This window comes from Streptomyces sp. B1866 (genome assembly GCF_031932565.1).
Classification (GTDB): Bacteria; Actinomycetota; Actinomycetes; order Streptomycetales; family Streptomycetaceae; genus Streptomyces.
In genome coordinates this window covers 16,843-38,555 of sequence record NZ_JAVSCF010000020.1, presented here as the reverse complement: position 1 = coordinate 38,555, position 21,713 = coordinate 16,843, and the positions used below count along the sequence as shown (strand labels likewise).

Sequence of the window (21,713 nt, the reverse complement as noted above, 5' to 3'; positions counted from 1 at the left end):
AACCGGAGGCGGGCCGGGGAGGCGAACCGGTCTCAGCCCCCAGACACGGCCGGCTCCGCCCGCCCGAACCGCCGCGATCCGGACCGGCCGCGGCGCTGAGGACCGGCCGCCGGCCGGCCACGGCCGCCGGTCCGGTGACCGGGATCAGCCGCCGCCCGACCCGGGCGACCCCGGTCCTGTGCCGTCCGGCCCGGCATGCGCGGAGGGGCTCTCTCCGGTCACCCGGGCGAACGCCGCGCGGATCTCGTCCCGGTCGTACGGCCCGGAGGTGAGCAGGCAGCGCAGGATCAGCCCGTCGAGCAGGGCGACCAGCGTGCGGGCGGTGGCCTCGTCCGCGGTGTGCCGCCGAAGGAGCGCGGCCATGGCGTCCAGGCACTCGGTGGCGAGTTGCCGCAGCGGTTCGCGGCGCAGCCCGGCGAGGTACAGCTCGTACTCCGCCTGGAGTACGTCCCGGCCGCGCCCGAGCAGTTCGCCGACCAGCCCGGTCAGCTCGTCGGCGAGCGGCACCCCCGGGCGTACGCCGTCCGACCAGCGGGCGATGCCGGCCAGCCAGGCGGCGTCGATCCGGCGGAGCGCGGCGAGCAGCAGGTCGTCCAGGCTGCTGAAGTGGTAAGTGGTCGAGCCGAGCGGCACGTCCGCCTCGGCGGCCACGGCCCGGTGGCTGAGCGCCGCGATGCCGCCGCGCCCGAGGACCGCGACGGCCGCGTCGACGATGCGCGCGCGGCGGTCGGGGTCGTGGCGGCGGGGTGTCACTGCGCGCCGCCGAGGTTCAGCACCACCACTCCCGCGATCACCAGGGCCACGCCGGCCACCTTCGCGGCGGTCGCCGCCTCGCCGAGGAAGACCATGCCGATCGCCGCCATGACGGCGGTGCCGGCGCCGGACCAGATGGCGTAGGCGGTGCTGACGGCCACGGTCCTGAGGGTCTGCGCGAGCAGGGCGAAGGCGATCACGTAGCCCAGGGCGGTGCCCAGCGAGGGCCACAGCCTGCTGAAGCCGTCGCTGTACTTCATGGAGGTGGTCGCCAGTATCTCGGCCAGGATGGCCCCGGACAGCATCAGATAGCCCATGCGTACGAGCGTACACAACGATGCGTACGCCCGTACACACGGGCGGGCGGCGACCTGGTCCGGAACGGGCTCAGACGTTGAAGCCCAGCGCCCGCAGCTGCTCCCGGCCGTCGTCCGTGATCTTGTCCGGGCCCCACGGCGGCATCCAGACCCAGTTGATCTTCAGCTCGTCGACGATGCCCTCGGTGGCGGCCCGCGCCTGGTCCTCGATGACGTCGGTCAGCGGACACGCCGCGGAGGTCAGCGTCATGTCGAGCGTGGCGATGTTCGACTCGTCGACGTGGATGCCGTAGACGAGGCCGAGATTGACCACGTCGATGCCCAGCTCGGGGTCGACCACGTCCATCATCGCCTCGCGGATCTCCTCCTCGGTGGCGGCGGTGGCCGTGCCGGCCGCGGTGGTGGTCTCGGTGTTCTCGCTCATGCCGTCTTCCTCGCAGGGGTCTCGCCCAGCGCCTGCGCCGTGGCGTCCTTCCAGGCCATCCAGCTCAGCAGGGCGCACTTCACGCGCGCCGGGTACTTGGAGACGCCGGCGAACGCGACCGCGTCCTCCAGCACCTCCTCCATCGCGTCGTCCGGCTCGATGCGGCCCTTGGACTGCATCAGCTCCAGGAACGCCTCCTGGATCTTGCGTGCCTCGGACAGCTCCTTGCCGACCAGCAACTCGTTGAGCACGGACGCGCTGGCCTGGCTGATCGAACAGCCCTGGCCCTCGTAACTGACGTCCTTGATCACGGCGCCGTCGAGCTGCACCCGCAGGGTGATCTCGTCGCCGCACGTCGGGTTGACGTGGTGCACCTCCGCGTCGCCGGGCCGCAGCCCCCTGCCGTGAGGGTGCTTGTAGTGGTCGAGGATCACGTCCTGGTACATGGAATCCAGCTTCACGAGGCAGCCCCTAGCCGAAGAAGTTCCGAACGTGCTCCAGGCCCGCGACCAGGGCGTCGACCTCGGCCGGGGTGGAGTACAGATAGAACGACGCTCGCGTCGTCGCGGGAATTCCGTAGCGCAGGCAGACCGGGCGGGCGCAGTGGTGCCCCACCCGGACGGCGATGCCCAGCTCGTCCAGCACCTGCCCGACGTCGTGGGGGTGGATGTCGCCCAGGGTGAAGGAGATCGCGGCGCCGCGCTCCTCGGCCGTCGTCGGGCCGATGATCCGCAGGCCGGGCACCTCCAGCAGCCTGCCGACCGCGTACTCGGTGAGCACGTGCTCGTGCTCGGCGATGGCGTCCATGCCGATCGAGGTCAGGTAGTCCACGGCCGCGCCGAGGCCGACGGCCTGGGCGATCGGGGGCGTGCCCGCCTCGAACTTGTGCGGCGCCGGGGCGTAGGTGGACGAGTGCATCGAGACGGTCTCGATCATCTCGCCGCCGCCGAGGAAGGGCGGCAGGTCCTCCAGCAGCTCCTGGCGGCCCCACAGCACGCCGATGCCGGTGGGCCCGCACATCTTGTGGCCGGTGAAGGCGACGAAGTCGGCCTGGAGCGCCTGCACGTCCAGCGCCATGTGCGGGGCGGCCTGGGAGGCGTCCACCACGACGAGCGCGCCGACGTCCTGGGCGCGGCGGACGATGGCGTCGACCGGGTTGACCGTGCCGAGGATGTTGGAGACCAGCACGAACGAGACGACCTTGGTCTTCTCGGTGATGACCTCCTCGATCCGGGACAGGTCGAGGCGGCCGTCGTCGGTGAGGCCGAACCACTTCAGCTTCGCGCCGGTGCGCTGCGACAGCAGCTGCCACGGCACGATGTTGGAGTGGTGCTCCATCTCCGTGATGACGATCTCGGTCTCGCGGTCCACCCGGTACGGCTCGTCCGCCCAGCCGAGCATGTTGGCGACCAGGTTCAACGACTCGGACGCGTTCTTGGTGAAGATCACCTCGTCGCGGCTGGGCGCGTTGACGAAGGCGGCGACCTTGTCCCGGGCGCCCTCGTACAGCGCCGTGGCCTCCTCGGCGAGCACGTGGACGCCGCGGTGCACGTTGGCGTTGTACCGCTCGTAGTAGGTGTTCAGCGCGTCGATCACCTGGCGCGGCTTCTGGGAGGTCGCGGCGTTGTCCAGGTAGACGAGCTTCCGGCCGTCGTGCACCACGCGGTCCAGGACGGGGAAGTCCTTGCGGATCGCCTCGGTGTCGAGCAGACCCGCGAGCGCCGTTGTGTCACTCACCTGTCGGGCCGCCCTTCACATAGGACTCGTAGCCCTCGTCCTCCAGCTTGTCCGCCAGCTCCGGGCCGCCGGACTCGGCGATCCGCCCGGCGGCGAACACGTGGACGTGGTCGGGCTTGATATAGCGCAGGATGCGGGTGTAGTGCGTGATCAGCAAGGTGCCGACCAGGCCGGTGTCGCGGACCCGGTTGACGCCCTCGGAGACCACCCGCAGCGCGTCCACGTCCAGGCCCGAGTCGGTCTCGTCCAGGATCGCGACGCGCGGCTTCAGCAGCTCCAGCTGAAGGATCTCGTGACGCTTCTTCTCACCGCCGGAGAAGCCCTCGTTCACGTTCCGCTCGGCGAAGGACGGGTCGATGTGCAGGCGCTCCATGGCCTCCTTGACCTCCTTCACCCACAGCCGCAGCTTGGGCGCCTCGCCGCGGACGGCGGTCGCCGAGGTGCGCAGGAAGTTGGAGACGGAGACGCCGGGGACCTCCACCGGGTACTGCATGGCGAGGAAGACGCCCGCACGGGCCCGCTCGTCGACGGACATCGCCAGCACATCCTCGCCGTCCAGGGTGACGGTGCCGCTGGTGACCGTGTACTTCGGGTGGCCGGCCAGCGAGTACGCCAGGGTGGACTTGCCGGAGCCGTTGGGGCCCATGATGGCGTGCGTCTCGCCCTGCTTCACGGTCAGGTCGACCCCGCGCAGGATCTCGCGCGGACCGCCCTCGGCGTCGACGGAGACGTGCAGGTCGTGGATCTCAAGCGTTGCCATGGATGCCTCAGGACTCCTGGGTGACGGAGACGAACACGGCCGCGTCGGCGCCGTCTCCTTCGATCTTGACGGGGTATACGGGGACGGGGCGGGTGGCGGGCAGCGAGGACGGCTTGCCGGTGCGCAGGTCGAAGCTGGAGCCGTGCAGCCAGCACTCGATGGCGCAGTCGGCCACCTCACCCTCGGACAGCGACACGTTCGCGTGCGAGCAGATGTCGTTGATCGCGAACACCTCGCCCTCGGTGCGCACGACGGAGACCGGCACGCCGTCGAGCTCCACCCGCCTGGGGGTGTCCTCCTCCAGCTCGCTCAGGGCGCAGACCCGCTCGAAGGCACTCATGCGACGGACGCCTCCAGCTCCTCGTCGATCTTGGCGAGCAGCCGCTCCTCCACGTCCGGCACGCCGATCTGCTGGACCAGCTCGGCGAAGAAGCCGCGCACCACCAGGCGGCGGGCCTCGTCGGCCGGGATGCCCCGGGCCATCAGGTAGAACAGTTGCTCGTCCTCGAAGCGGCCGGTCGCCGAGGCGTGGCCGGCGCCGACGATCTCGCCGGTCTCGATCTCCAGGTTCGGCACGGAGTCGACGCGGGCGCCGTCGGTGAGGACGAGGTTGCGGTTGAGCTCGTAGGTGTCGGTGCCCTCGGCGACCGCTCGGATGAGCACGTCGCCGATCCACACCGCGTGCGCGTTCTTGCCCTGGAGCGCGCCCTTGTACGCCACGTTGCTGCGGCAGTGCGGCGTGTCGTGGTCGATGAAGAGCCGGTGCTCCTGGTGCTGGCCGTTGTCGGTGAAGTACAGCCCGTACAACTCGGCCTCGCCGCCGGGGCCGCCGTAGACCACGCGCGGGTGCAGCCGCACCAGGTCGCCGCCGAGGGTGACCACCACCGACTTGAACGCGGCGTCCCGGCCGACCAGCGCGGTGTGCTGTCCGGCGTGCACCGCCTGGTCGTCCCAGTCCTGGACGGACACCACGGTCAGCCGGGCGCCGTCGCCCAGCACGTACTCCACGTTGGCGGCGAGGGTGCCGCCGCCGGTGTGGTCCAGCACGACGACGGCCTCGGCGAACGCGCCCACGTCCACCAGCAGGTGCCCGTAAGCCGTGCCGCCCTCGCCGTGCACGGCGACCCGCACCGGCTCGGCGAGCACCGCGTCCTTCGGCACCGAGACCACCGACGCCTTCTCGAACGAGCTGTACGCCTGGGCCGCGACCCGGTCCACCGGCTTGCCCGCCCGGCCGAGCCGGGGGTCGGCGCGGTCGACGGTCTCGACGGTGACGCCCTCGGGGGCGGTCACCTCGACCCGTACGCCGCCGGTGGCCTCGGCGGTGCCGTCGTGGAGGCCGCGCAGGCGCTCCAGCGGCGTGAACCGCCACTCCTCCTCGCGGCCGTGCGGCACCGGGAAGTCGGCCACCTCGTAGGACGCGGGCGCGGCGGACCGCGCGTCGGTGGGCTGGCCCACCTGGATGGCACCCTCCGTGGTGCTCCCGGCCGGAATGCTGTCAGCCATGGCTAGTCGTACAGCTCGCTTTCTGCCTTCGTGTGGCCCGCTCGCCTCGGGGACGCCCCTGCCGACGCCTTCGGCAGGGGCGGCGCCCCTCGGCTCGCTCACGGCCCGAACGGGGTGGCCCACGGCGGTGGGCCGGTGACGGACTGGGCGGCCGGCGTCAGCCGACGGCGCCCTCCATCTGCAGCTCGATGAGCCGGTTGAGCTCCAGCGCGTACTCCATCGGCAGCTCGCGCGCGATCGGCTCCACGAAGCCGCGCACGATCATCGCCATGGCCTCGTCCTCCGACAGACCGCGGCTCATCAGGTAGAACAGCTGGTCCTCGCTGACCTTGGAGACGGTCGCCTCGTGGCCCATGGACACGTCGTCCTCGCGGACGTCCACGTACGGGTAGGTGTCCGAGCGGGAGATGGTGTCCACCAGCAGCGCGTCGCACAGCACGTTGGACTTCGAGCCCTCGGCGCCCTCGCCGATCTCGATGAGACCGCGGTAGGAGGTGCGGCCGCCGCCGCGCGCCACCGACTTGGACACGATGTTCGACGAGGTGCGCGGCGCCATGTGGACCATCTTGGCGCCGGCGTCCTGGTGCTGGCCCTCGCCCGCGAAGGCGATGGACAGGGTCTCGCCCCGGGCGTGCTCGCCCATCAGGTACACGGCCGGGTACTTCATGGTGACCTTGGAGCCGATGTTGCCGTCGACCCATTCCATGGTCGCGCCCTCGTAGGCCACGGCGCGCTTGGTGACCAGGTTGTAGACGTTGTTCGACCAGTTCTGGATGGTCGTGTAGCGGCAGCGGGCGCCCTTCTTGACGATGATCTCGACCACCGCGGAGTGCAGCGAGTCCGACTTGTAGATCGGCGCCGTACAGCCCTCGACGTAGTGGACGTACGCGTCCTCGTCCACGATGATCAGGGTCCGCTCGAACTGGCCCATGTTCTCCGTGTTGATCCGGAAGTAGGCCTGGAGCGGGATCTCCACGTGCACGCCCTTCGGCACGTAGATGAACGACCCGCCGGACCACACCGCCGTGTTCAGCGCGGCGAACTTGTTGTCGCCCGCCGGGATCACCGTGCCGAAGTACTCCTGGAACAGCTCGGGGTGCTCCTTCAGGCCCGTGTCGGTGTCGAGGAAGATGACGCCCTGCTCCTCAAGGTCCTCGCGGATCTTGTGGTAGACGACCTCCGACTCGTACTGCGCGGCCACACCCGCGACCAGGCGCTGCTTCTCGGCCTCCGGGATGCCCAGCTTGTCGTACGTGTTGCGGATGTCCTCGGGCAGCTCCTCCCAGGAGGCGGCCTGCTGCTCGGTGGAGCGCACGAAGTACTTGATGTTGTCGAAGTCGATGCCGGACAGGTCCGAGCCCCAGTTCGGCATGGGCTTCTTCTCGAACAGCTTCAGGCCCTTCAGGCGCCGCTGCAGCATCCACTCCGGCTCGGACTTCTTGGCGGAGATGTCGCGGACGACCTCCTCGGAGAGGCCGCGCCTGGCCGAGGCGCCGGCCACGTCGGAGTCGGCCCAGCCGTACTCGTAGGTGCCCAGGCCCTCAAGCTCGGGGTGGGCGGTCTCCGTGGGAAGCGTCATTCGGGGTTCCTCCCGGCCGTGCTGGCGGATGCCGTGCTGGTCTTGGTGGTGGTCTTGAGGGTGGCGGTCCCCGGGGCGCGCGCCCCGCGCGCGGGGGACCGGTCGGGCTCGGCGGCCCGGGGGATGAACGTCGTGCACACGCCGTCACCGTGGGCGATGGTGGCCAGGCGCTGCACGTGGGTCCCCAGCAGCTCGGAGAAGACCTCGGTCTCCGCCTCGCACAGCTGCGGGTAGTGCTCGGCCACGTGGGCGACCGGGCAGTGGTGCTGGCACAGCTGCTCGCCGACCGGGGCACCGCGCGCCGTGGCAGCGTACCCGTCGGCGGTCAGCGCGCGGGCCAGGGCCTCGGCGCGGGTCTCGGGCCCGGCGGCGTCGACCGCCGCGCGGTACGCCTCGGCCTGCGCGGCGAGCCTGGCCCGGGCGAAGGCCGCGACGGCGGCCCGGCCCCGCTCGCCGCCGCCCGCGCTCTGCGCGATCCAGCGCAGCGCGTCGACGGCAAGCTGGTCGTACGCGTGCTCGAAGGCGTCCCGGCCGCAGTCGGTGAGGGCGAACGCCCTGGCCGGACGGCCGCGGCCCCGCGCGCCGTACACCCGCTTCTCGCGGGGCTCGACCACGCCGTCGGTGACGAGGGCGTCGAGGTGGCGGCGGACGGCCGCCTGGGTCAGCTCCAGCCGCAGGGCCAGCTCGGCCGCGGTCGACGGGCCGTGGTCGCGGATGGAGCGGATCACCCGGTCCCGGGTGCCCTGCTGCTCCTCGGGCGCGGGCGCGGGCACAGCGGACCGCGCGGCCGGGTCGGCCGCGCGCTCCACCGGAATCTCGCTCGCGTATTTCACAACGCCATTGTTGCGTAATTCCCGGCCGCGACACAAGCCGCGCCGGGCCCGGCGCCGGTGGAGTGCGTCACTCAGGCTCACCTAACCCGGGCCGTCGCGGGCACGTCCTCGTCCCTGTCCGCGCACGTACGCGGACAGGGACGCCGGGCGGCGGGCGCGGGCGGCGTCCCGCGTACGGTACGGGCGCGGGCGCCGGCCCGGGACAGGCGGGGCCCCGCGGCGGGTCGGCGCTTTCGTAGACTGCCGGGCATGCGACAAGAGCCCGCCGTCGAGGTCGTCGGACTGGTCAAGCGGTACGGCGCGAAGACCGCGGTCGACGGGCTCAGCCTGACCGTGGCCCGCGGCACCGTGACCGCCGTGCTGGGCCCCAACGGGGCAGGCAAGACCACCACCGTCGAGACCTGCGAGGGCTACCACAGGCCGGACGCCGGCACCGTCCGCGTACTCGGCCTGGACCCCGTGGCGCAGGCGGCCGCCCTGCGCCCCCGGATCGGCGTGATGCTCCAGTCCGGAGGGGTTTATTCCGGAGCGCGCGCAGAAGAGGCCCTGCGCCACACCGCCGCGCTGCACGCCCACCCGCTGGACGTGCCGGCCCTGGTCGAACGGCTGGGGCTCGGCTCCTGCGGCCGCACCCCCTACCGGCGCCTGTCCGGGGGGCAGCAGCGGCGCCTCGCGCTCGCGATGGCCGTCGTCGGCCGCCCCGAGCTGGTCTTCCTCGACGAGCCGACCGCCGGCCTCGACCCGCAGGCCCGCCACGCCGCCTGGGACCTGATGCGCGACCTGCGGGACGACGGGGTGACCGTCGCGCTGACCACGCACCACATGGAGGAGGCGGAGGAGCTCGCCGACGGCGTCGCGATCGTCGACGGCGGGCGGGTGATAGCCCAGGGCAGCCCCGAGGAGCTGTGCCGCGGCGGCGCCGAGAACACGCTGCGCTTCACCGGCCGGCCCGCCCTGGACCTGGTCTCCCTTCTCAAGGCGCTGCCGGTCGACTCCACCGCCGCCGAGCTGACCCCGGGCTCGTACCGCGTCACCGGCAAGATCGATCCGCAGCTGCTGGCGACCGTCACCACCTGGTGCGCGCAGAACGGCGTCCTGCCCGAGCGGATCTCGGTCGAGCGGCACACCCTGGAGGACGTCTTCCTGGAACTCACCGGCAAGGAGCTGCGCTCGTGACCGCCACCGGCACCTTCACGCCCCGCCCGGGCGCGGCTCCGCTGCCGCGGATGATCCGGGCGCAGGCCGCGCTGGAGACCCGCATGCTGCTGCGCAACGGCGAGCAGCTGCTGCTGACCGTCCTCATACCGTCGCTGCTGCTCGTGCTGTTCAGCACGGTCGAGGTGGTCGACATCGGCGACGCCGCCGGCCCCGGCGGCGAGCCGGTGGACTTCCTGGCGCCCGGCGTGCTGGCCCTGGCGGTGCTGTCCACGGCGTTCACCGGGCAGGCCATCGCCACCGGCTTCGAGCGGCGGTACGGGGTCCTCAAGCGCCTGGGCACCTCGCCGCTGCCGCGCTGGGCGCTGATGGCCGCGAAGACCTGCGCGGTGCTGGTCACCGAGGTCCTTCAGGTCGCGCTGCTGACCGCGATCGCCTTCGCGCTGGGCTGGTCGCCACACGGCAACCCGCTGTCCGTGGCCCTGCTGCTGCTCCTGGGCACGGCCGCCTTCTCCGGGCTCGGGCTGCTGATGGCCGGCACCCTGCGGGCCGAGGCGACCCTGGCCGCCGCCAACCTGGTCTTCATCCTGCTGCTGGTCGGCGGCGGGGTCATCGTGCCGCTCGACCGGTTCGGCGGCACCGGCCAGGACATCCTGGGGCTGCTGCCGGTCGCCGCCCTGTCGGACGGGCTGCGGGACGTGCTGCGGGACGGCGCCGGGCTGCCCGCGGGCGACCTGGCGATCCTGGCGGTGTGGGCGGTGGCCGGGCTGGGCGCCGCGGCGCGCTTCTTCCGCTGGGAGTGACGAGCCGACGGGAGTGACGGGCCGCCGGGCGGCGCGGCCCGTACCCCTCGTGAAAATCCGCACAAGCACGCGCCTACGATGGGCGGGTGCCCGATTCGCTGAATCCTTTCGCGCTGATCGCCCGCCGCTGGCAGCCCTCGGCGCGGTTCGTGGAGCGCGCCGCGCTCGCCGCCGTGGTGATGTCGGTCGTGATCGTCGTGACGGGCGGCGCGGTCCGGCTCACCGAGTCCGGGCTCGGCTGTCCGACCTGGCCCACCTGCACCGACGAGAGCCTGGCGCCGACGCACGCGATGGGCGTGCACGGCGCCATCGAGTTCGGCAACCGCATGCTCACGTACGTGCTGTGCGCGGCCATCGGCCTGCTGATCGTCGCCGCCCGCGCGCGCACGCCGGTGCGCCGCCCGCTGACCCGGCTGGGCTGGGCCCAGTTCTGGATCGTCATGGGCAACGCGGTGGTCGGCGGCGTCACCGTCCTGACCGGGCTCAACCCGTACATCGTCAGCGCGCACTTCCTGCTGTCGACGGCGCTGCTCACGGTCGCCGTGCTGACCTGGCAGCGCGCGCGGGAGGGCGACGGACCGGCCCGTGCGGCCGTCCCCGGCCCGGTGCGCCAGCTGACGTGGCTGCTGGTGGCCGCCGCCGCCCTGCTGATCGTGGCGGGCACCGTGGTCACCGGCGCGGGCCCGCACGCGGGCGACGCCGAGGAGGTGCGCCGCATCCCGCTGAACTGGCGGGAGATCACCCAGGTGCACGTGGACCTGGTGTACGTCGTGCTGGGGCTGACCGGCGCCCTGTGGTTCGCGCTGCGCGCCGTGCGGGCTCCGGCGGCCCCGCGCCGCGCGGTCCTGGCGCTGCTGGCCGTACTGCTGGGCCAGGGCGTGATCGGCTACGTACAGTACGTCCTGCACCTGCCCGAGGTGGTCGTCGGGATGCACATGTTCGGCTCGTGCCTGGTGTGGATCGCGGTGCTGCGGGTGCTGCTCGCGCAGCGGGAGCGGCTGCCCGTGCCGCCCGCGGCCCCGGGCGGCGAGCCGGTGGCGCCGCCGGCCGCCGCGCCGGCGCGTACGGCCGACGCGGCCCCGTCGGCGGCGGGCCGCTAGCAGGCGGGCCGCCAGGGCTCCTCGCCGCAGGAAGTACCCACGCACGCACCCGGGGGCCGGGCAGCTCGACATCGAGCTGCCCGGCCCCCGGTGTCGTACAGGGAGTGCGGGTCGCGAGAGACGGGCGCGCGGCCTCAGCCGTTGCTGGGCCCGCCGACCTGGATGCCCGCCATCCGGGACCACTCGTACGGCCCCGTGCGCACCTTGGCCGCCAGTTCGCCGCCGAAGTCGTCCTGAAGGGGGAGCTTCGCCAGCTCCGCGGCCCGCTGGGCGACGGGGAAGGACGGGGCGACGAGGTTGCCCCACTCGCCGTTCGCGCCGACCAGGGCGATGCGGACGCTGCCACGCGCGATGTGCGCGAGCTGGCCCTCGGCGCTGCCGCCGTGGCCCTTGGCGAAGGCGGTGATCTGGTGGGCGAGCCGCCGGGCGCGCCGGTCGTCGCGGCCGTTCAGGGCCGGCCCGCCGGCCGGGCTCTCCTGGTCGGACCGCGTGGTGTCTGCCGTGTCTGCTGCCATGACCAGAATGCTACCCGTCGGTAATCAGCGCAGGAAGGGGTCCACCGCCACCGCGGTGAACAGCAGCGACACGTAGGTGATGGACCAGTGGAACAGCCGCATCTCCTTCAGCTTCGGACCGGTGATCCCGGCCCGGGCACGGGCCTGGAGCGCGTACGCCTCCTTCAGCCAGAAGGCGCCCAGCACGGCCGCCACGGCCGGGTAGAACCAGCCGGTGTAGCCCAGCGGCCACAGCAGCAGGGAGGCGCCGACCATCGCCCAGCTGTACCAGACGATCTGCCGGGCGACCGCCCGATTGCCCGCGACGACGGGCAGCATCGGCACGCCCACCCGCTGGTAGTCCTCCTGCACCCGCATCGACAGCGGCCAGTAGTGCGGCGGCGTCCAGAAGAACATCACCAGGAAGAGGATCACCGCGGCCCAGGACACCGAGTTCGTGACGGCGGACCAGCCCACCAGCACCGGCATGCAGCCCGCGAGGCCGCCCCACACGATGTTCTGCGAGGTGCGCCGCTTGAGCCACATCGTGTAGACGAGCACGTAGAACAGCAGCGCGCCGAGGGCGAGCATCGCCGACAGCGGGTTGACCAGCGTCCAGAACCAGACGGTGGACACCACGGCCAGGGCCGTGGCGAACACCAGGCACTCGCGCGGGCTGACCATGCCGGTGACCAGCGGGCGCTGGGCCGTACGGTCCATCAGCGCGTCGATGTCCCGGTCGATGTACATGTTGAACGCGGCCGCGCCGCCCGCCGACAGGTAACCGCCCACGCAGGTGGCCAGCACCAGCCACAGGTCCGGGACGCCCTCGGCCGCCAGGAACATCACCGGCACGGTGCTCATCAGCAGCAGCTCGATGATGCGCGGCTTGGTCAGCGCCACGAAGGCCCTGGCGCGGGCACCGAAGGGCCGCTGGCGGGGGCCGGCAGGAAGCACACCCGCTGGACGGGAATCGACGGCCGTCACGCACACCCCTGGTAGAAGGCGAGAAACCAGCAAGCACCGGACGTGAAGGCCCGGTAAAGACTTGCGCGTACCACGCCACTCTAGACGCAGCGAATACGCCGCCCGACGTGGGGGTCGGTCGTGTTGGACCGCGGCCGCAAGCGTGTACGACAGCGGGCGCGGGCCCCGCCGGGACGGCTGAACCGGCGGCCGCTGGGCACCCGAGACGTGCGGACCGTCGTCGTCCGGCGGCCGGCCGCCGGACGGGCGGCCCGCGCCGCTGCCCGGCGCGCCCTCGGCATTCCCTGCGGGGCGGCGTGCGGACAGGCCCGGACGCCGCTGCCGCCAGGGAATGCCGTCGGGCCGCCGTCCGTTGCCGGGGGCGCCGGGTGGCATACGAAAGGATGCAAGCCGTCCGAGGGTAGGCTCAAAGCGCCGGTACGACCGCTACCGGAATTGGACCCTCCTGATGGATACGGAGAGGAGCCCTGACTCAGGGTGAGCACGAAGCCGACCACCGCAGGTCTTGAGTGGACCGAACTGGACCGACGGGCCGTGGACACCGTTCGCGTCCTGGCCATGGACTCCGTACAGAAGGTGGGCAACGGCCACCCTGGCACGGCCATGAGCCTGGCCCCCGCCGCCTACCTGCTGTTCCAGAAGCTGATGCGGCACGACCCGTCGGACGCCACCTGGTCCGGCCGGGACCGGTTCGTCCTCTCCCCCGGCCACACCAGCCTGACGCTCTACATCCAGCTGTTCATGGCGGGCTACGGCTTGCAGCTGGCCGACCTGGAGTCCTTCCGCACCTGGGGCAGCCTCACCCCCGGCCACCCCGAGCACGGGCACACGGTCGGTGTGGAGACCACGACCGGCCCGCTCGGCCAGGGCATCGCCAACGCGGTCGGCATGGCGATGGCCGCCCGCTACGAGCGCGGCCTGTTCGACCCGGACGCGCCGGAGGGCACCTCCCCGTTCGACCACACCGTCTGGGCGATCGTCTCCGACGGCGACCTGGAGGAGGGCATCTCCGCCGAGGCGTCCTCGCTGGCCGGGCACCAGAAGCTCGGCAGCATCGTCGCGCTGTATGACGACAACCACATCTCCATCGAGGGCGACACCGCCACGGCCCTGTCCGAGGACGTGCTGAAGCGGTACGAGGCCTACGGCTGGCACGTGCAGCGCGTCGAGCAGGGGCCGGACGGCGACCTGGACGTGCACGCGCTGTACGAGGCTCTGGCCGCGGCCCGGGCCGAGACCTCCCGGCCGTCGATCATCGCCGCCCGTACGATCATCGCCTGGCCCGCGCCGAAGGCGCAGAACACCGAGGCGGCCCACGGCTCCGCGCTCGGCGCCGACGAGGTCGCGGCCACCAAGCGGGTGCTGGGCTTCGACCCCGAGCGGCACTTCGCCGTCGAGGACGAGGTGCTGGCGCACGTGCGCGGCGCGGTCGAGCGGGGCCGCGAGGCGCACGCCGCGTGGGACAAGCGGCTTCAGGAGTGGCGCGACGACAACCCCGCGCGGGCCGCCGAGTTCGACCGGATCAGCGCGGGCGAGCTGCCCGAGGGCTGGGAGTCGGTGCTGCCGGTGTTCGAGGCGGGCGCGAGCGTGGCCACCCGCAAGGCGTCCGGCCAGGTGCTCAAGGCGCTCGGCGGGGTGATCCCGGAGCTGTGGGGCGGCTCGGCGGACCTGGCCGGGTCGAACAACACCACCATCGACCCGTCCTCGTCCTTCCTGCCCGTCGGCAACCCGCTGCCGGAGGCCGACCCGTACGGGCGCACCATCCACTTCGGCATCCGCGAGCACGCCATGGGCTCGACCATGAACGGCATCGCGCTGCACGGCAACACCCGCGTCTACGGCGGCACCTTCCTGGTCTTCTCCGACTACATGCGCCCGGCCGTGCGGCTGGCCGCGCTGATGAAGCTGCCGGTCACCTACGTGTGGACGCACGACTCCATCGGGCTCGGCGAGGACGGCCCCACCCACCAGCCGGTGGAGCACCTCGCCGCGCTGCGCGCCATCCCGGGCCTGAACATCGTCCGGCCGGCCGACGCCAACGAGACCGCAGTGGCGTGGCGGGAGATCACCCGGCGGCACTCCGCCCGGCCCGCCCCGCACGGACTGGCGCTGACCCGGCAGAACGTGCCGGTGTACGAGCCGAACGAGGCCGCCGCCAGGGGCGGGTACGTGCTGGCCGAGGCCGAGGGCGGGCAGCCGCGGGTGATCCTCATCGGCACCGGCTCCGAGGTGCAGCTCGCCGTGGCGGCGCGCGACCTGCTCCAGGCCGAGGGCGTGCCGACCCGGGTGGTGTCGATGCCGTCGGTGGAGTGGTTCGAGGAGCAGGACCGGGAGTACCGCGACAGCGTGCTGCCGCCGTCGGTGCGGGCGCGGGTGGCCGTGGAGGCCGGCATCGGGCTGACCTGGCACCGGTTCGTGGGCGACGCCGGGCGCGTGGTCTCGCTGGAGCACTTCGGTGCCTCCGCGGACTACAAGGTGCTCTTCCGGGAGTTCGGCCTGACGCCCGAGGCGGTCGCCGACGCGGCCCGGGCGTCGCTGGAGGAGGCCGGCCACGCCGGTTCGTGACCGTACGCGGATCCGACTCTGACGAACCTGTACGACGAACAGCGAACAGTAGGAGACGCAATCCCATGACAGACGCACTCAGGCGCCTCTCCGACGAGGGCGTCGCGATCTGGCTCGACGACCTGTCGCGCAAGCGCATCACCTCCGGGAACCTCGCCGAGCTGATCGACCAGCAGCACGTGGTGGGCGTGACCACCAACCCGACGATCTTCCAGAAGGCCATCGCCGGCGGCGACGGCTACGACCGGCAGCTCGCCGACCTCGCCGCCCGCAGGGTGACGGTCGAGGAGGCCATTCGCATGATCACCACGGCGGACGTGCGGGACGCCGCGGACGTGCTGCGGCCGGTGTTCGACGCGACCGGCGGCCAGGACGGCCGGGTGTCCATCGAGGTCGACCCGCGGCTCGCCCACAACACGGCGGCCACCGTCGCCGAGGCCAAGCAGCTCGCCTGGCTGGTGGACCGGCCCAACACCTTCATCAAGATCCCGGCGACCCGCGCGGGCCTGCCCGCGATCACCCAGACGATCGCCAAGGGCATCAGCGTCAACGTCACGCTGATCTTCTCGCTGGAGCGCTACCGCGAGGTCATGGACGCGTACCTGACCGGCCTGGAGCAGGCCAAGGCGAGCGGCCTGGACCTCGCCCAGATCCACTCGGTGGCGTCCTTCTTCGTGTCCCGGGTGGACACCGAGATCGACAAGCGCATCGACAAGTCCGGCAACGAGGAGGCCAGGGCGCTGCGCGGCCGGGCCGCGGTGGCCAACGCGCGCCTGGCCTACCAGGCGTACGAGGAGGTCTTCGGCTCCGACCGGTGGGCCGCGCTGGAGCGCGCGGGCGCCAACCGGCAGCGGCCCCTGTGGGCCTCGACCGGCGTGAAGGACCCGGCGTACAAGGACACCCTGTACGTGACCGAGCTGGTCGCGCCGGGCACGGTCAACACCATGCCGGAGGCCACCCTGCGGGCCACCGCCGACCACGGCGAGGTCACCGGCGACACCGTGCGCGGCACCTACGAGCAGGCCAGGGCCGACCTGGACGCGCTCGCCGGGATCGGCATCTCGTACGACGAGGTGGTGCGGGTCCTGGAGGACGAGGGCGTCGAGAAGTTCGAGGCGTCGTGGAACGACCTGCTGAAGTCGACCGAGGCCGAGCTGAAGCGCCTCGCTCCCGCGGAAGGGTGACCCGTGTCCGGCAGCAACCCGCTGCGTGACGCGAAGGACCGGCGGCTCCCGCGCATCGCGGGGCCGTCGGGTCTGGTCATCTTCGGCGTCACCGGCGACCTGTCCCGCAAGAAGCTCATGCCGGCCATCTACGACCTGGCCAACCGCGGGCTGCTGCCGCCGGGCTTCTCGCTCGTCGGCTTCGCCCGCCGCGACTGGGAGCACGAGGACTTCGCACAGGTCGTGCACGACGCGGTGAAGCAGCACGCGCGTACGCCGTTCCGGGAGGAGGTCTGGCAGCAGCTGGCCGAGGGCTTCCGGTTCGTGCCCGGCGAGTTCGCGGACGACCAGGCGTTCCAGACCCTGCGGGCCACCGTCGAGGAGCTGGACAAGGCGCGCGGCACGGGCGGCAACTTCGCGTTCTACCTGTCGGTCCCGCCGAAGTTCTTCCCCACCGTGGTCCGGCAGCTCAAGAAGCACGGCCTGTCGCAGGGGCCGGGCGACTCCTGGCGGCGCGCCGTCATCGAGAAGCCCTTCGGCCACGACCTGGCCAGCGCGGAGGAGCTGAACCAGGTCGTGCACGAGGTGTTCCGGCCCAGCGACGTCTTCCGCATCGACCACTACCTGGGCAAGGAGACGGTCCAGAACATCCTGGCGCTGCGCTTCGCCAACACGATGTTCGAACCGCTGTGGAACCGCGGTTACGTCGACCACGTGCAGATCACCATGGCCGAGGACATCGGCATCGGCGGCCGCGCGGGCTACTACGACGGCATCGGCGCCGCCCGCGACGTCATCCAGAACCACCTGCTGCAACTGCTGGCCCTGACCGCCATGGAGGAGCCCGCCTCCTTCGACGCCAAGGCGCTGGTCACCGAGAAGCTGAAGGTGCTGGGCGCGGTCAAGCTGCCCGGGGACCTCGGCCGGTACACGGTGCGCGGCCAGTACGCGCACGGCTGGCAGGGCGGCGAGGAGGTGCTGGGCTACCTGGAGGAGGAGGGCATCGACCCCGACTCCAGGACCGACACCTACGCCGCCGTCAAGCTGGAGATCGACAACCGCCGCTGGGCCGGGGTGCCGTTCTACCTGCGCACCGGCAAGCGCCTGGGGCGGCGGGTCACCGAGATCGCGGTGGTCTTCCAGCGCGCCCCCTACTCCCCCTTCGACGCCACCGACACCGAGGAGCTGGGGCAGAACGCCCTGGTCATCCGGGTGCAGCCGGACGAGGGCGTGACCATCAGGTTCGGCTCGAAGGTGCCGGGCACGTCCATGGAGATCCGGGACGTGACGATGGACTTCGCGTACGGCGAGTCCTTCACCGAGTCCAGCCCGGAGGCGTACGAGCGGCTGCTGCTCGACGTCCTGCTGGGCGACACGAACCTCTTCCCCCGCCACCAGGAGGTGGAGGAGTCCTGGCGCATCCTCGACCCGGTCGAGGAGTACTGGGACGCCCACGGCAGGCCCGAGCAGTACACCGCGGGCACCTGGGGGCCGAAGGCGGCGGACGAGATGCTCGCACGAGACGGACGGAGCTGGCGCCGGCCATGAACATCGATCTCACGGACACCACGTCCAGCCAGATCAACTCCGCCCTGGTGCAGGCCCGGCGGGCGACCGGCACGCCGGCCGTCGGCATGGTCCTCACCCTCGTCATCGTCACCGACGAGGGCAACCACTACGACGCGCTGAAGGCCGCCAGCGAGGCGTCCAAGGAGCACCCGTCGCGGATCCTCGTGGTCATCAAGCGGCCGGGCCGCTCGCCGCGGGACCGCAGGACGGCCCGCCTGGACGCCGAGGTGCGGGTCGGCGGCGAGTCCGGCAGCGGCGAGACGGTGCTGCTGCGCCTGCACGGCGAGCTGGCCGGGCACGCGCACGCCGTGGTGCTGCCGCTGCTGCTGCCGGACGCCCCGGTGGTGGTGTGGTGGCCGGAGGAGGCCCCCGAGCACCCCAGCCGCGACCTGCTCGGCCGGCTCGCCGCCCGGCGCATCACCGACGCGCAGGCCACCGAGGACCCGGTCGCGACCCTGGAGCTGCGGGCCAGGACCTACACCCCGGGCGACACCGACCTGGCCTGGACCCGGATCACGCCGTGGCGCAGCGTGCTGGCCGCGGCCCTGGACCAGAAGCACTCGGCGATCACCGCCGCGATCGTGGAGGGCGAGGCGTACAACCCGAGCAGCGAGCTGCTGGCGCTGTGGCTCGCCGAGCGGCTGCGGGTGCCGGTCCGGCGCGAGGTCACCGACGGGCCGGGCCTGACGGCCGTACGGCTGGAGACGGCCGACGGGCAGATCTGCCTGGACCGCGCCGACGGCGCCCTGGCCGAGCTGGCCATTCCCGGGCAGCCGGACCGGCACGTGGCGCTCCACCGGCGCGAGATGGCCGAGCTGATCGCCGAGGAGCTGCGCCGCCTGGACCCGGACGACATCTACGCCTCCACCGTCAGGTTCGGCGCGACCGGAGACGGCCGCGGGCTGATCGGGAGCGGGGCGCGGGAGTCCCAGGCGGCGCAGGCGGAGGCCGCCGGGCAGGCTCCGCCCGAGCCGGACGCGCCGGGCAGCGGCGCGCCGGGGCCGGAGAGCGCCGGGCCGGCGGACGCGGCGTCCTCCGCAGGCCCGGCCGGGTCCGCGGGGAGCGGGAAGGCGGGCTCGTGACCGCGCCGCAGGTCGTGGTGCACCGCGACGCCGGGCTGGCGGCGCGGGCCGCGGCGGCCCGGCTGATCACGAAGATCGTCGACGCGCAGGCCGCCCGCGGGCTCGCGTCGGTGGTGCTCACCGGCGGGCGGAACGGCAACGGCCTGCTGGCCGCGCTCGCCGAGGCCCCGGCGCGGGACGCGGTGGACTGGTCGCGCCTGGATTTGTGGTGGGGCGACGAGCGGTTCCTGCCGGCCGGCCATCCGGAGCGCAACGAGACCCAGGCGCGGCAGGCGCTGCTGGACGCGGTGCCGGTCGACCCGGCGCGGGTGCGCCCGATGCCCGCGGCGGACGGCCCGCACGGCGGCGGCGTGGAGGAGGCCGCGGAGGAGTACGCGGCCGAGCTGGCCGCGGCGGCGCGGCCGGAGAACCACGCGGCGGTGCCGTCCTTCGACGTGGTGCTGCTGGGCGTGGGGCCGGACGCGCACGTGGCGTCGCTGTTCCCCGAGCTGCCCGCGGTGCGGGAGACGGAGCGGACGGTGGTCGGGGTGCGCGGCGCGCCCAAGCCGCCGCCCACGCGCGTGTCGCTGACCCTGCCCGCGATCCGCGCCGGGCGGGAGGTGTGGCTGCTGGCGGCCGGCGAGGACAAGGCCAAGGCGGTGACGATCGCCCTGTCGGGCGCCGGCGAGGTGCAGGCCCCGGCCGCGGGCGCGTACGGCCGGCGGCGCACCCTGTGGCTGCTGGACCGCACCGCCGCGGCCGGCCTGCCGCGGGACCTCTACCCGCCGGCGTCGCTGTAGGACGGCGTCCCGCGGCGCTCCCGGCCCGGGGGCCGTCGCGGGCTCGCGGTGGCCCCGGGTGCCTGCCGCGGGGCGAGTCCGTACGCCTGTACGGACTCGCCCCGCGCCGTACGCCCGCGCCCGGCCGCGGCGCGTACGGGCACGCCGGCCTCAGCGGCCCCGCAGGGACCGGTAGGCCGCCACCAGGGCGGCGGTGGAGCTGTCCAGGCCCTCGACCTCGGCGCCCTCGGTCAGCGCGGGCTCGACGCGCCGGGCCAGGACCTTGCCCAGCTCCACGCCCCACTGGTCGAAGGAGTCGATGTCCCACACGGCGCCCTGCACGAAGACCTTGTGCTCGTACAGCGCGACGAGCTGGCCGAGCACCGACGGGCTCAGCTCCCGGGCCAGGATCGTGGTGGTGGGGTGGTTGCCGCGGAAGGTGCGGTGCGCGACCTGCTCGGCGGGCACGCCCTCCGCGGCCACCTCCTCGGCCGTCTTGCCGAAGGCGAGCGCCTGGCTCTGGGCGAACAGGTTGGCCATCAGCGGGTCGTGCTGCGCGACCAGGCCCGGAGCGAGGTCGTCCACCGGCCGGGCGAAGCCGATCAGGTCGGCCGGGATCAGCTTGGTGCCCTGGTGCAGGAGCTGGAAGTAGGCGTGCTGCCCGTTGGTGCCCGGCGTGCCCCAGACCACCGGACCGGTCTGCCAGCTCACCCGCTCGCCCTGCCGGTCCACCGACTTGCCGTTGGACTCCATGTCGAGCTGCTGGAGGTAGGCGGTGAACTTCGACAGGTAGTGGCTGTAGGGCAGGACCGCGTGCGCCTGCGCGCCGTGGAAGCTGCCGTACCAGATGCCGAGGAGGCCGAGCAGCACCGGCACGTTCTCCTCGAAGGGCGCGGTGCGGAAGTGCTCGTCGACCAGGTGGAACCCGTCCAGCATCTCGCGGAAGCGGTCCGGGCCGATGGCGATCATCAGCGACAGGCCGATCGCCGAGTCGTACGAGTAGCGACCGCCGACCCAGTCCCAGAACTCGAACATGTTCTCCGGGTCGATGCCGAACTCGGCCACCATGCGCGCGTTGGTCGACAGCGCCACGAAGTGCCGGGCGACGGCCTCCTCCCCCGCGCCGAGCCCGGACAGCAGCCACGCGCGGGCCGAGGTGGCGTTGGTGATGGTCTCGATCGTGGTGAAGGTCTTCGAGGCGACGATGAACAGCGTCTCGGCCGGGTCCAGGTCGCGCAGCGCCTCGTGCAGGTCGGCGCCGTCCACGTTGGACACGAAGCGGAAAGCCAGGTCCCGGGCGGTGAAGGAGCGCAGCGCCTCGTACGCCATCGCCGGGCCCAGGTCCGACCCGCCGATGCCGATGTTGACGACCGTCCGGATGCGCCGCCCGGTGTGCCCGGTCCACGCGCCGGAGCGCACCCGCTCGGCGAAGGCCGCCAACCGGTCGAGCACCGAGTGCACGCCCGGGACGACGTCCTCGCCGTCCACCAGGACGGAGGCCGAGCGCGGGGCGCGCAGCGCGGTGTGCAGCACCGCGCGGCCCTCGGTGGTGTTGATCTTCTCACCGCGGAACATGGCGTCGCGCAGCTCGGCCACCGAGGTGGCCCGGGCCAGCTCGCGCAGCAGCGCCAGCGTACGGTCGGTCACCAGGTGCTTGGAGTAGTCCACGTACAGGTCGCCGACCTGGAGGGTGAACCGGCGACCGCGGTCGGGGTCGCCGGCGAACAGCTCCCGCAGGTGCGTCTCGCCCAGCTCCTCGCGGTGCTTGGCCAGCGCGCGCCACTCGGGCAACTGGTCGAGCCTGGTGCGGCCTTCTGCGTTCATCTCGGACATCAGCCCACTTCTTCTCGTCCACGACAACCCCGTGTCCCCCACCTTAGAGCCGGGCGCGCGGCTGCCGCCGACCGGACGACACGCGCGCCGCGGGCGCGCCGGAGGTCTGCCGCCCGCTTCCCGCGCCGGTCCTCACGACCGTATCGGGCGGCGCTGACAGCGGCACCGGGAGTGGGACCGGCAGCGGCACCGGCGGCGGCCGGACGGAGCGCGACGGCCCGGCCGGGCACCCGCGAACAGGTGCCCGGCCGGGCCGTCGTCACCGCCTCCGCGGGACCGGCGCCGCGTGGGAGGG

Annotated in this window: 21 protein-coding genes; 8 read left to right on the top strand and 13 right to left on the bottom strand. The window is 72.8% G+C overall.

What is annotated here, in order from left to right; all coding sequences use genetic code 11:
• Positions 1-144: 144 nt before the first annotated feature.
• The 10 genes from RKE29_RS05380 to RKE29_RS05335 form a co-directional block, all read right to left on the bottom strand.
• Positions 145-753 (bottom strand): TetR family transcriptional regulator, encoded by a 609-nt coding sequence (locus RKE29_RS05380; RefSeq protein ID WP_312003869.1) that lies wholly within the window; start codon positions 751-753, stop codon positions 145-147.
• The gene (locus tag RKE29_RS05375; protein ID WP_312003868.1) at positions 750-1,070 is read right to left on the bottom strand and encodes a multidrug efflux SMR transporter; all 321 of its coding nucleotides are present in this window, start codon (positions 1,068-1,070) and stop codon (positions 750-752) included. Before RKE29_RS05375 ends, RKE29_RS05380 begins: the two co-directional genes overlap by 4 nt.
• A gap of 70 nt (positions 1,071-1,140) precedes the next feature.
• Complete coding sequence (locus tag RKE29_RS05370) at positions 1,141-1,494, bottom strand: metal-sulfur cluster assembly factor (RefSeq protein ID WP_312003867.1); 354 nt, start codon at positions 1,492-1,494, stop codon at positions 1,141-1,143.
• Complete coding sequence (sufU, locus tag RKE29_RS05365) at positions 1,491-1,955, bottom strand: Fe-S cluster assembly sulfur transfer protein SufU (RefSeq protein ID WP_312003866.1); 465 nt, start codon at positions 1,953-1,955, stop codon at positions 1,491-1,493. Before sufU ends, RKE29_RS05370 begins: the two co-directional genes overlap by 4 nt.
• A 10-nt stretch (positions 1,956-1,965) precedes the next feature.
• A complete protein-coding gene (locus tag RKE29_RS05360; RefSeq protein WP_312003865.1) occupies positions 1,966-3,231 on the bottom strand; it encodes a cysteine desulfurase in 1,266 nt (421 codons plus the stop codon).
• The gene (gene sufC / locus RKE29_RS05355; protein ID WP_312003864.1) at positions 3,224-3,991 is read right to left on the bottom strand and encodes a Fe-S cluster assembly ATPase SufC; all 768 of its coding nucleotides are present in this window, start codon (positions 3,989-3,991) and stop codon (positions 3,224-3,226) included. The genes RKE29_RS05360 and sufC overlap by 8 nt, the downstream gene beginning before the upstream one ends.
• Before the next feature lie 7 nt (positions 3,992-3,998).
• Entirely contained in the window at positions 3,999-4,331 is a 333-nt protein-coding gene (locus RKE29_RS05350; RefSeq protein ID WP_312003863.1) for a non-heme iron oxygenase ferredoxin subunit, read from the bottom strand.
• Positions 4,328-5,497: a Fe-S cluster assembly protein SufD gene (gene sufD, locus RKE29_RS05345; RefSeq protein WP_312003862.1), complete on the bottom strand. Its 1,170-nt coding sequence runs from the start codon at positions 5,495-5,497 to the stop codon at positions 4,328-4,330. Before sufD ends, RKE29_RS05350 begins: the two co-directional genes overlap by 4 nt.
• A gap of 157 nt (positions 5,498-5,654) precedes the next feature.
• The gene (gene sufB / locus RKE29_RS05340; protein WP_312003861.1) at positions 5,655-7,076 is read right to left on the bottom strand and encodes a Fe-S cluster assembly protein SufB; all 1,422 of its coding nucleotides are present in this window, start codon (positions 7,074-7,076) and stop codon (positions 5,655-5,657) included.
• A complete protein-coding gene (locus RKE29_RS05335) occupies positions 7,073-7,849 on the bottom strand; it encodes an ArsR family transcriptional regulator (protein WP_312003877.1) in 777 nt (258 codons plus the stop codon). Before RKE29_RS05335 ends, sufB begins: the two co-directional genes overlap by 4 nt.
• 309 nt (positions 7,850-8,158) lie before the next feature.
• On the opposite strand from RKE29_RS05335, the gene RKE29_RS05330 reads away from it, so the two are divergent.
• The 3 genes from RKE29_RS05330 (at position 8,159) to RKE29_RS05320 (ending at position 10,967) form a co-directional block, all read left to right on the top strand.
• Positions 8,159-9,085: an ABC transporter ATP-binding protein gene (locus tag RKE29_RS05330; RefSeq protein ID WP_312003860.1), complete on the top strand. Its 927-nt coding sequence runs from the start codon at positions 8,159-8,161 to the stop codon at positions 9,083-9,085.
• Positions 9,082-9,867: an ABC transporter permease gene (locus tag RKE29_RS05325; RefSeq protein ID WP_312003859.1), complete on the top strand. Its 786-nt coding sequence runs from the start codon at positions 9,082-9,084 to the stop codon at positions 9,865-9,867. Before RKE29_RS05330 ends, RKE29_RS05325 begins: the two co-directional genes overlap by 4 nt.
• An 86-nt stretch (positions 9,868-9,953) precedes the next feature.
• Complete coding sequence (locus tag RKE29_RS05320; protein WP_312003858.1) at positions 9,954-10,967, top strand: COX15/CtaA family protein; 1,014 nt, start codon at positions 9,954-9,956, stop codon at positions 10,965-10,967.
• A 134-nt stretch (positions 10,968-11,101) separates the two neighbouring features.
• Here RKE29_RS05320 and RKE29_RS05315 read toward each other — a convergent pair whose 3' ends face one another.
• The gene (locus tag RKE29_RS05315) at positions 11,102-11,482 is read right to left on the bottom strand and encodes a hypothetical protein (RefSeq protein ID WP_312003857.1); all 381 of its coding nucleotides are present in this window, start codon (positions 11,480-11,482) and stop codon (positions 11,102-11,104) included.
• Positions 11,483-11,506: 24 nt separating this feature from the next.
• Entirely contained in the window at positions 11,507-12,448 is a 942-nt protein-coding gene (locus tag RKE29_RS05310; RefSeq protein WP_312003856.1) for a heme o synthase, read from the bottom strand.
• 477 nt (positions 12,449-12,925) lie between these two features.
• Between RKE29_RS05310 and tkt the strand changes: the two genes are divergently transcribed.
• The 5 genes from tkt to pgl all read left to right on the top strand — a co-directional run bounded on the left by tkt (position 12,926) and on the right by pgl (position 19,606).
• Positions 12,926-15,013 carry a transketolase gene (tkt, locus tag RKE29_RS05305; protein ID WP_312003855.1) on the top strand — a complete coding sequence of 696 codons (2,088 nt, stop codon included), beginning with the start codon at positions 12,926-12,928 and terminating at the stop codon, positions 15,011-15,013.
• Between the two features lie 65 nt (positions 15,014-15,078).
• Positions 15,079-16,197 carry a transaldolase gene (gene tal / locus RKE29_RS05300; protein ID WP_312003854.1) on the top strand — a complete coding sequence of 373 codons (1,119 nt, stop codon included), beginning with the start codon at positions 15,079-15,081 and terminating at the stop codon, positions 16,195-16,197.
• A 3-nt stretch (positions 16,198-16,200) separates the two neighbouring features.
• Positions 16,201-17,724 (top strand): glucose-6-phosphate dehydrogenase, encoded by a 1,524-nt coding sequence (gene zwf, locus RKE29_RS05295; protein WP_312003853.1) that lies wholly within the window; start codon positions 16,201-16,203, stop codon positions 17,722-17,724.
• Complete coding sequence (gene opcA, locus RKE29_RS05290) at positions 17,721-18,827, top strand: glucose-6-phosphate dehydrogenase assembly protein OpcA (protein WP_312003852.1); 1,107 nt, start codon at positions 17,721-17,723, stop codon at positions 18,825-18,827. Before zwf ends, opcA begins: the two co-directional genes overlap by 4 nt.
• Positions 18,824-19,606 carry a 6-phosphogluconolactonase gene (gene pgl, locus RKE29_RS05285; RefSeq protein WP_312003851.1) on the top strand — a complete coding sequence of 261 codons (783 nt, stop codon included), beginning with the start codon at positions 18,824-18,826 and terminating at the stop codon, positions 19,604-19,606. Before opcA ends, pgl begins: the two co-directional genes overlap by 4 nt.
• A gap of 150 nt (positions 19,607-19,756) precedes the next feature.
• Here pgl and pgi read toward each other — a convergent pair whose 3' ends face one another.
• Positions 19,757-21,409, bottom strand: a complete 1,653-nt coding sequence (gene pgi / locus RKE29_RS05280; RefSeq protein WP_312003876.1) for a glucose-6-phosphate isomerase — start codon at positions 21,407-21,409, stop codon at positions 19,757-19,759.
• Between the last annotated feature and the right edge of the window lie 304 nt (positions 21,410-21,713).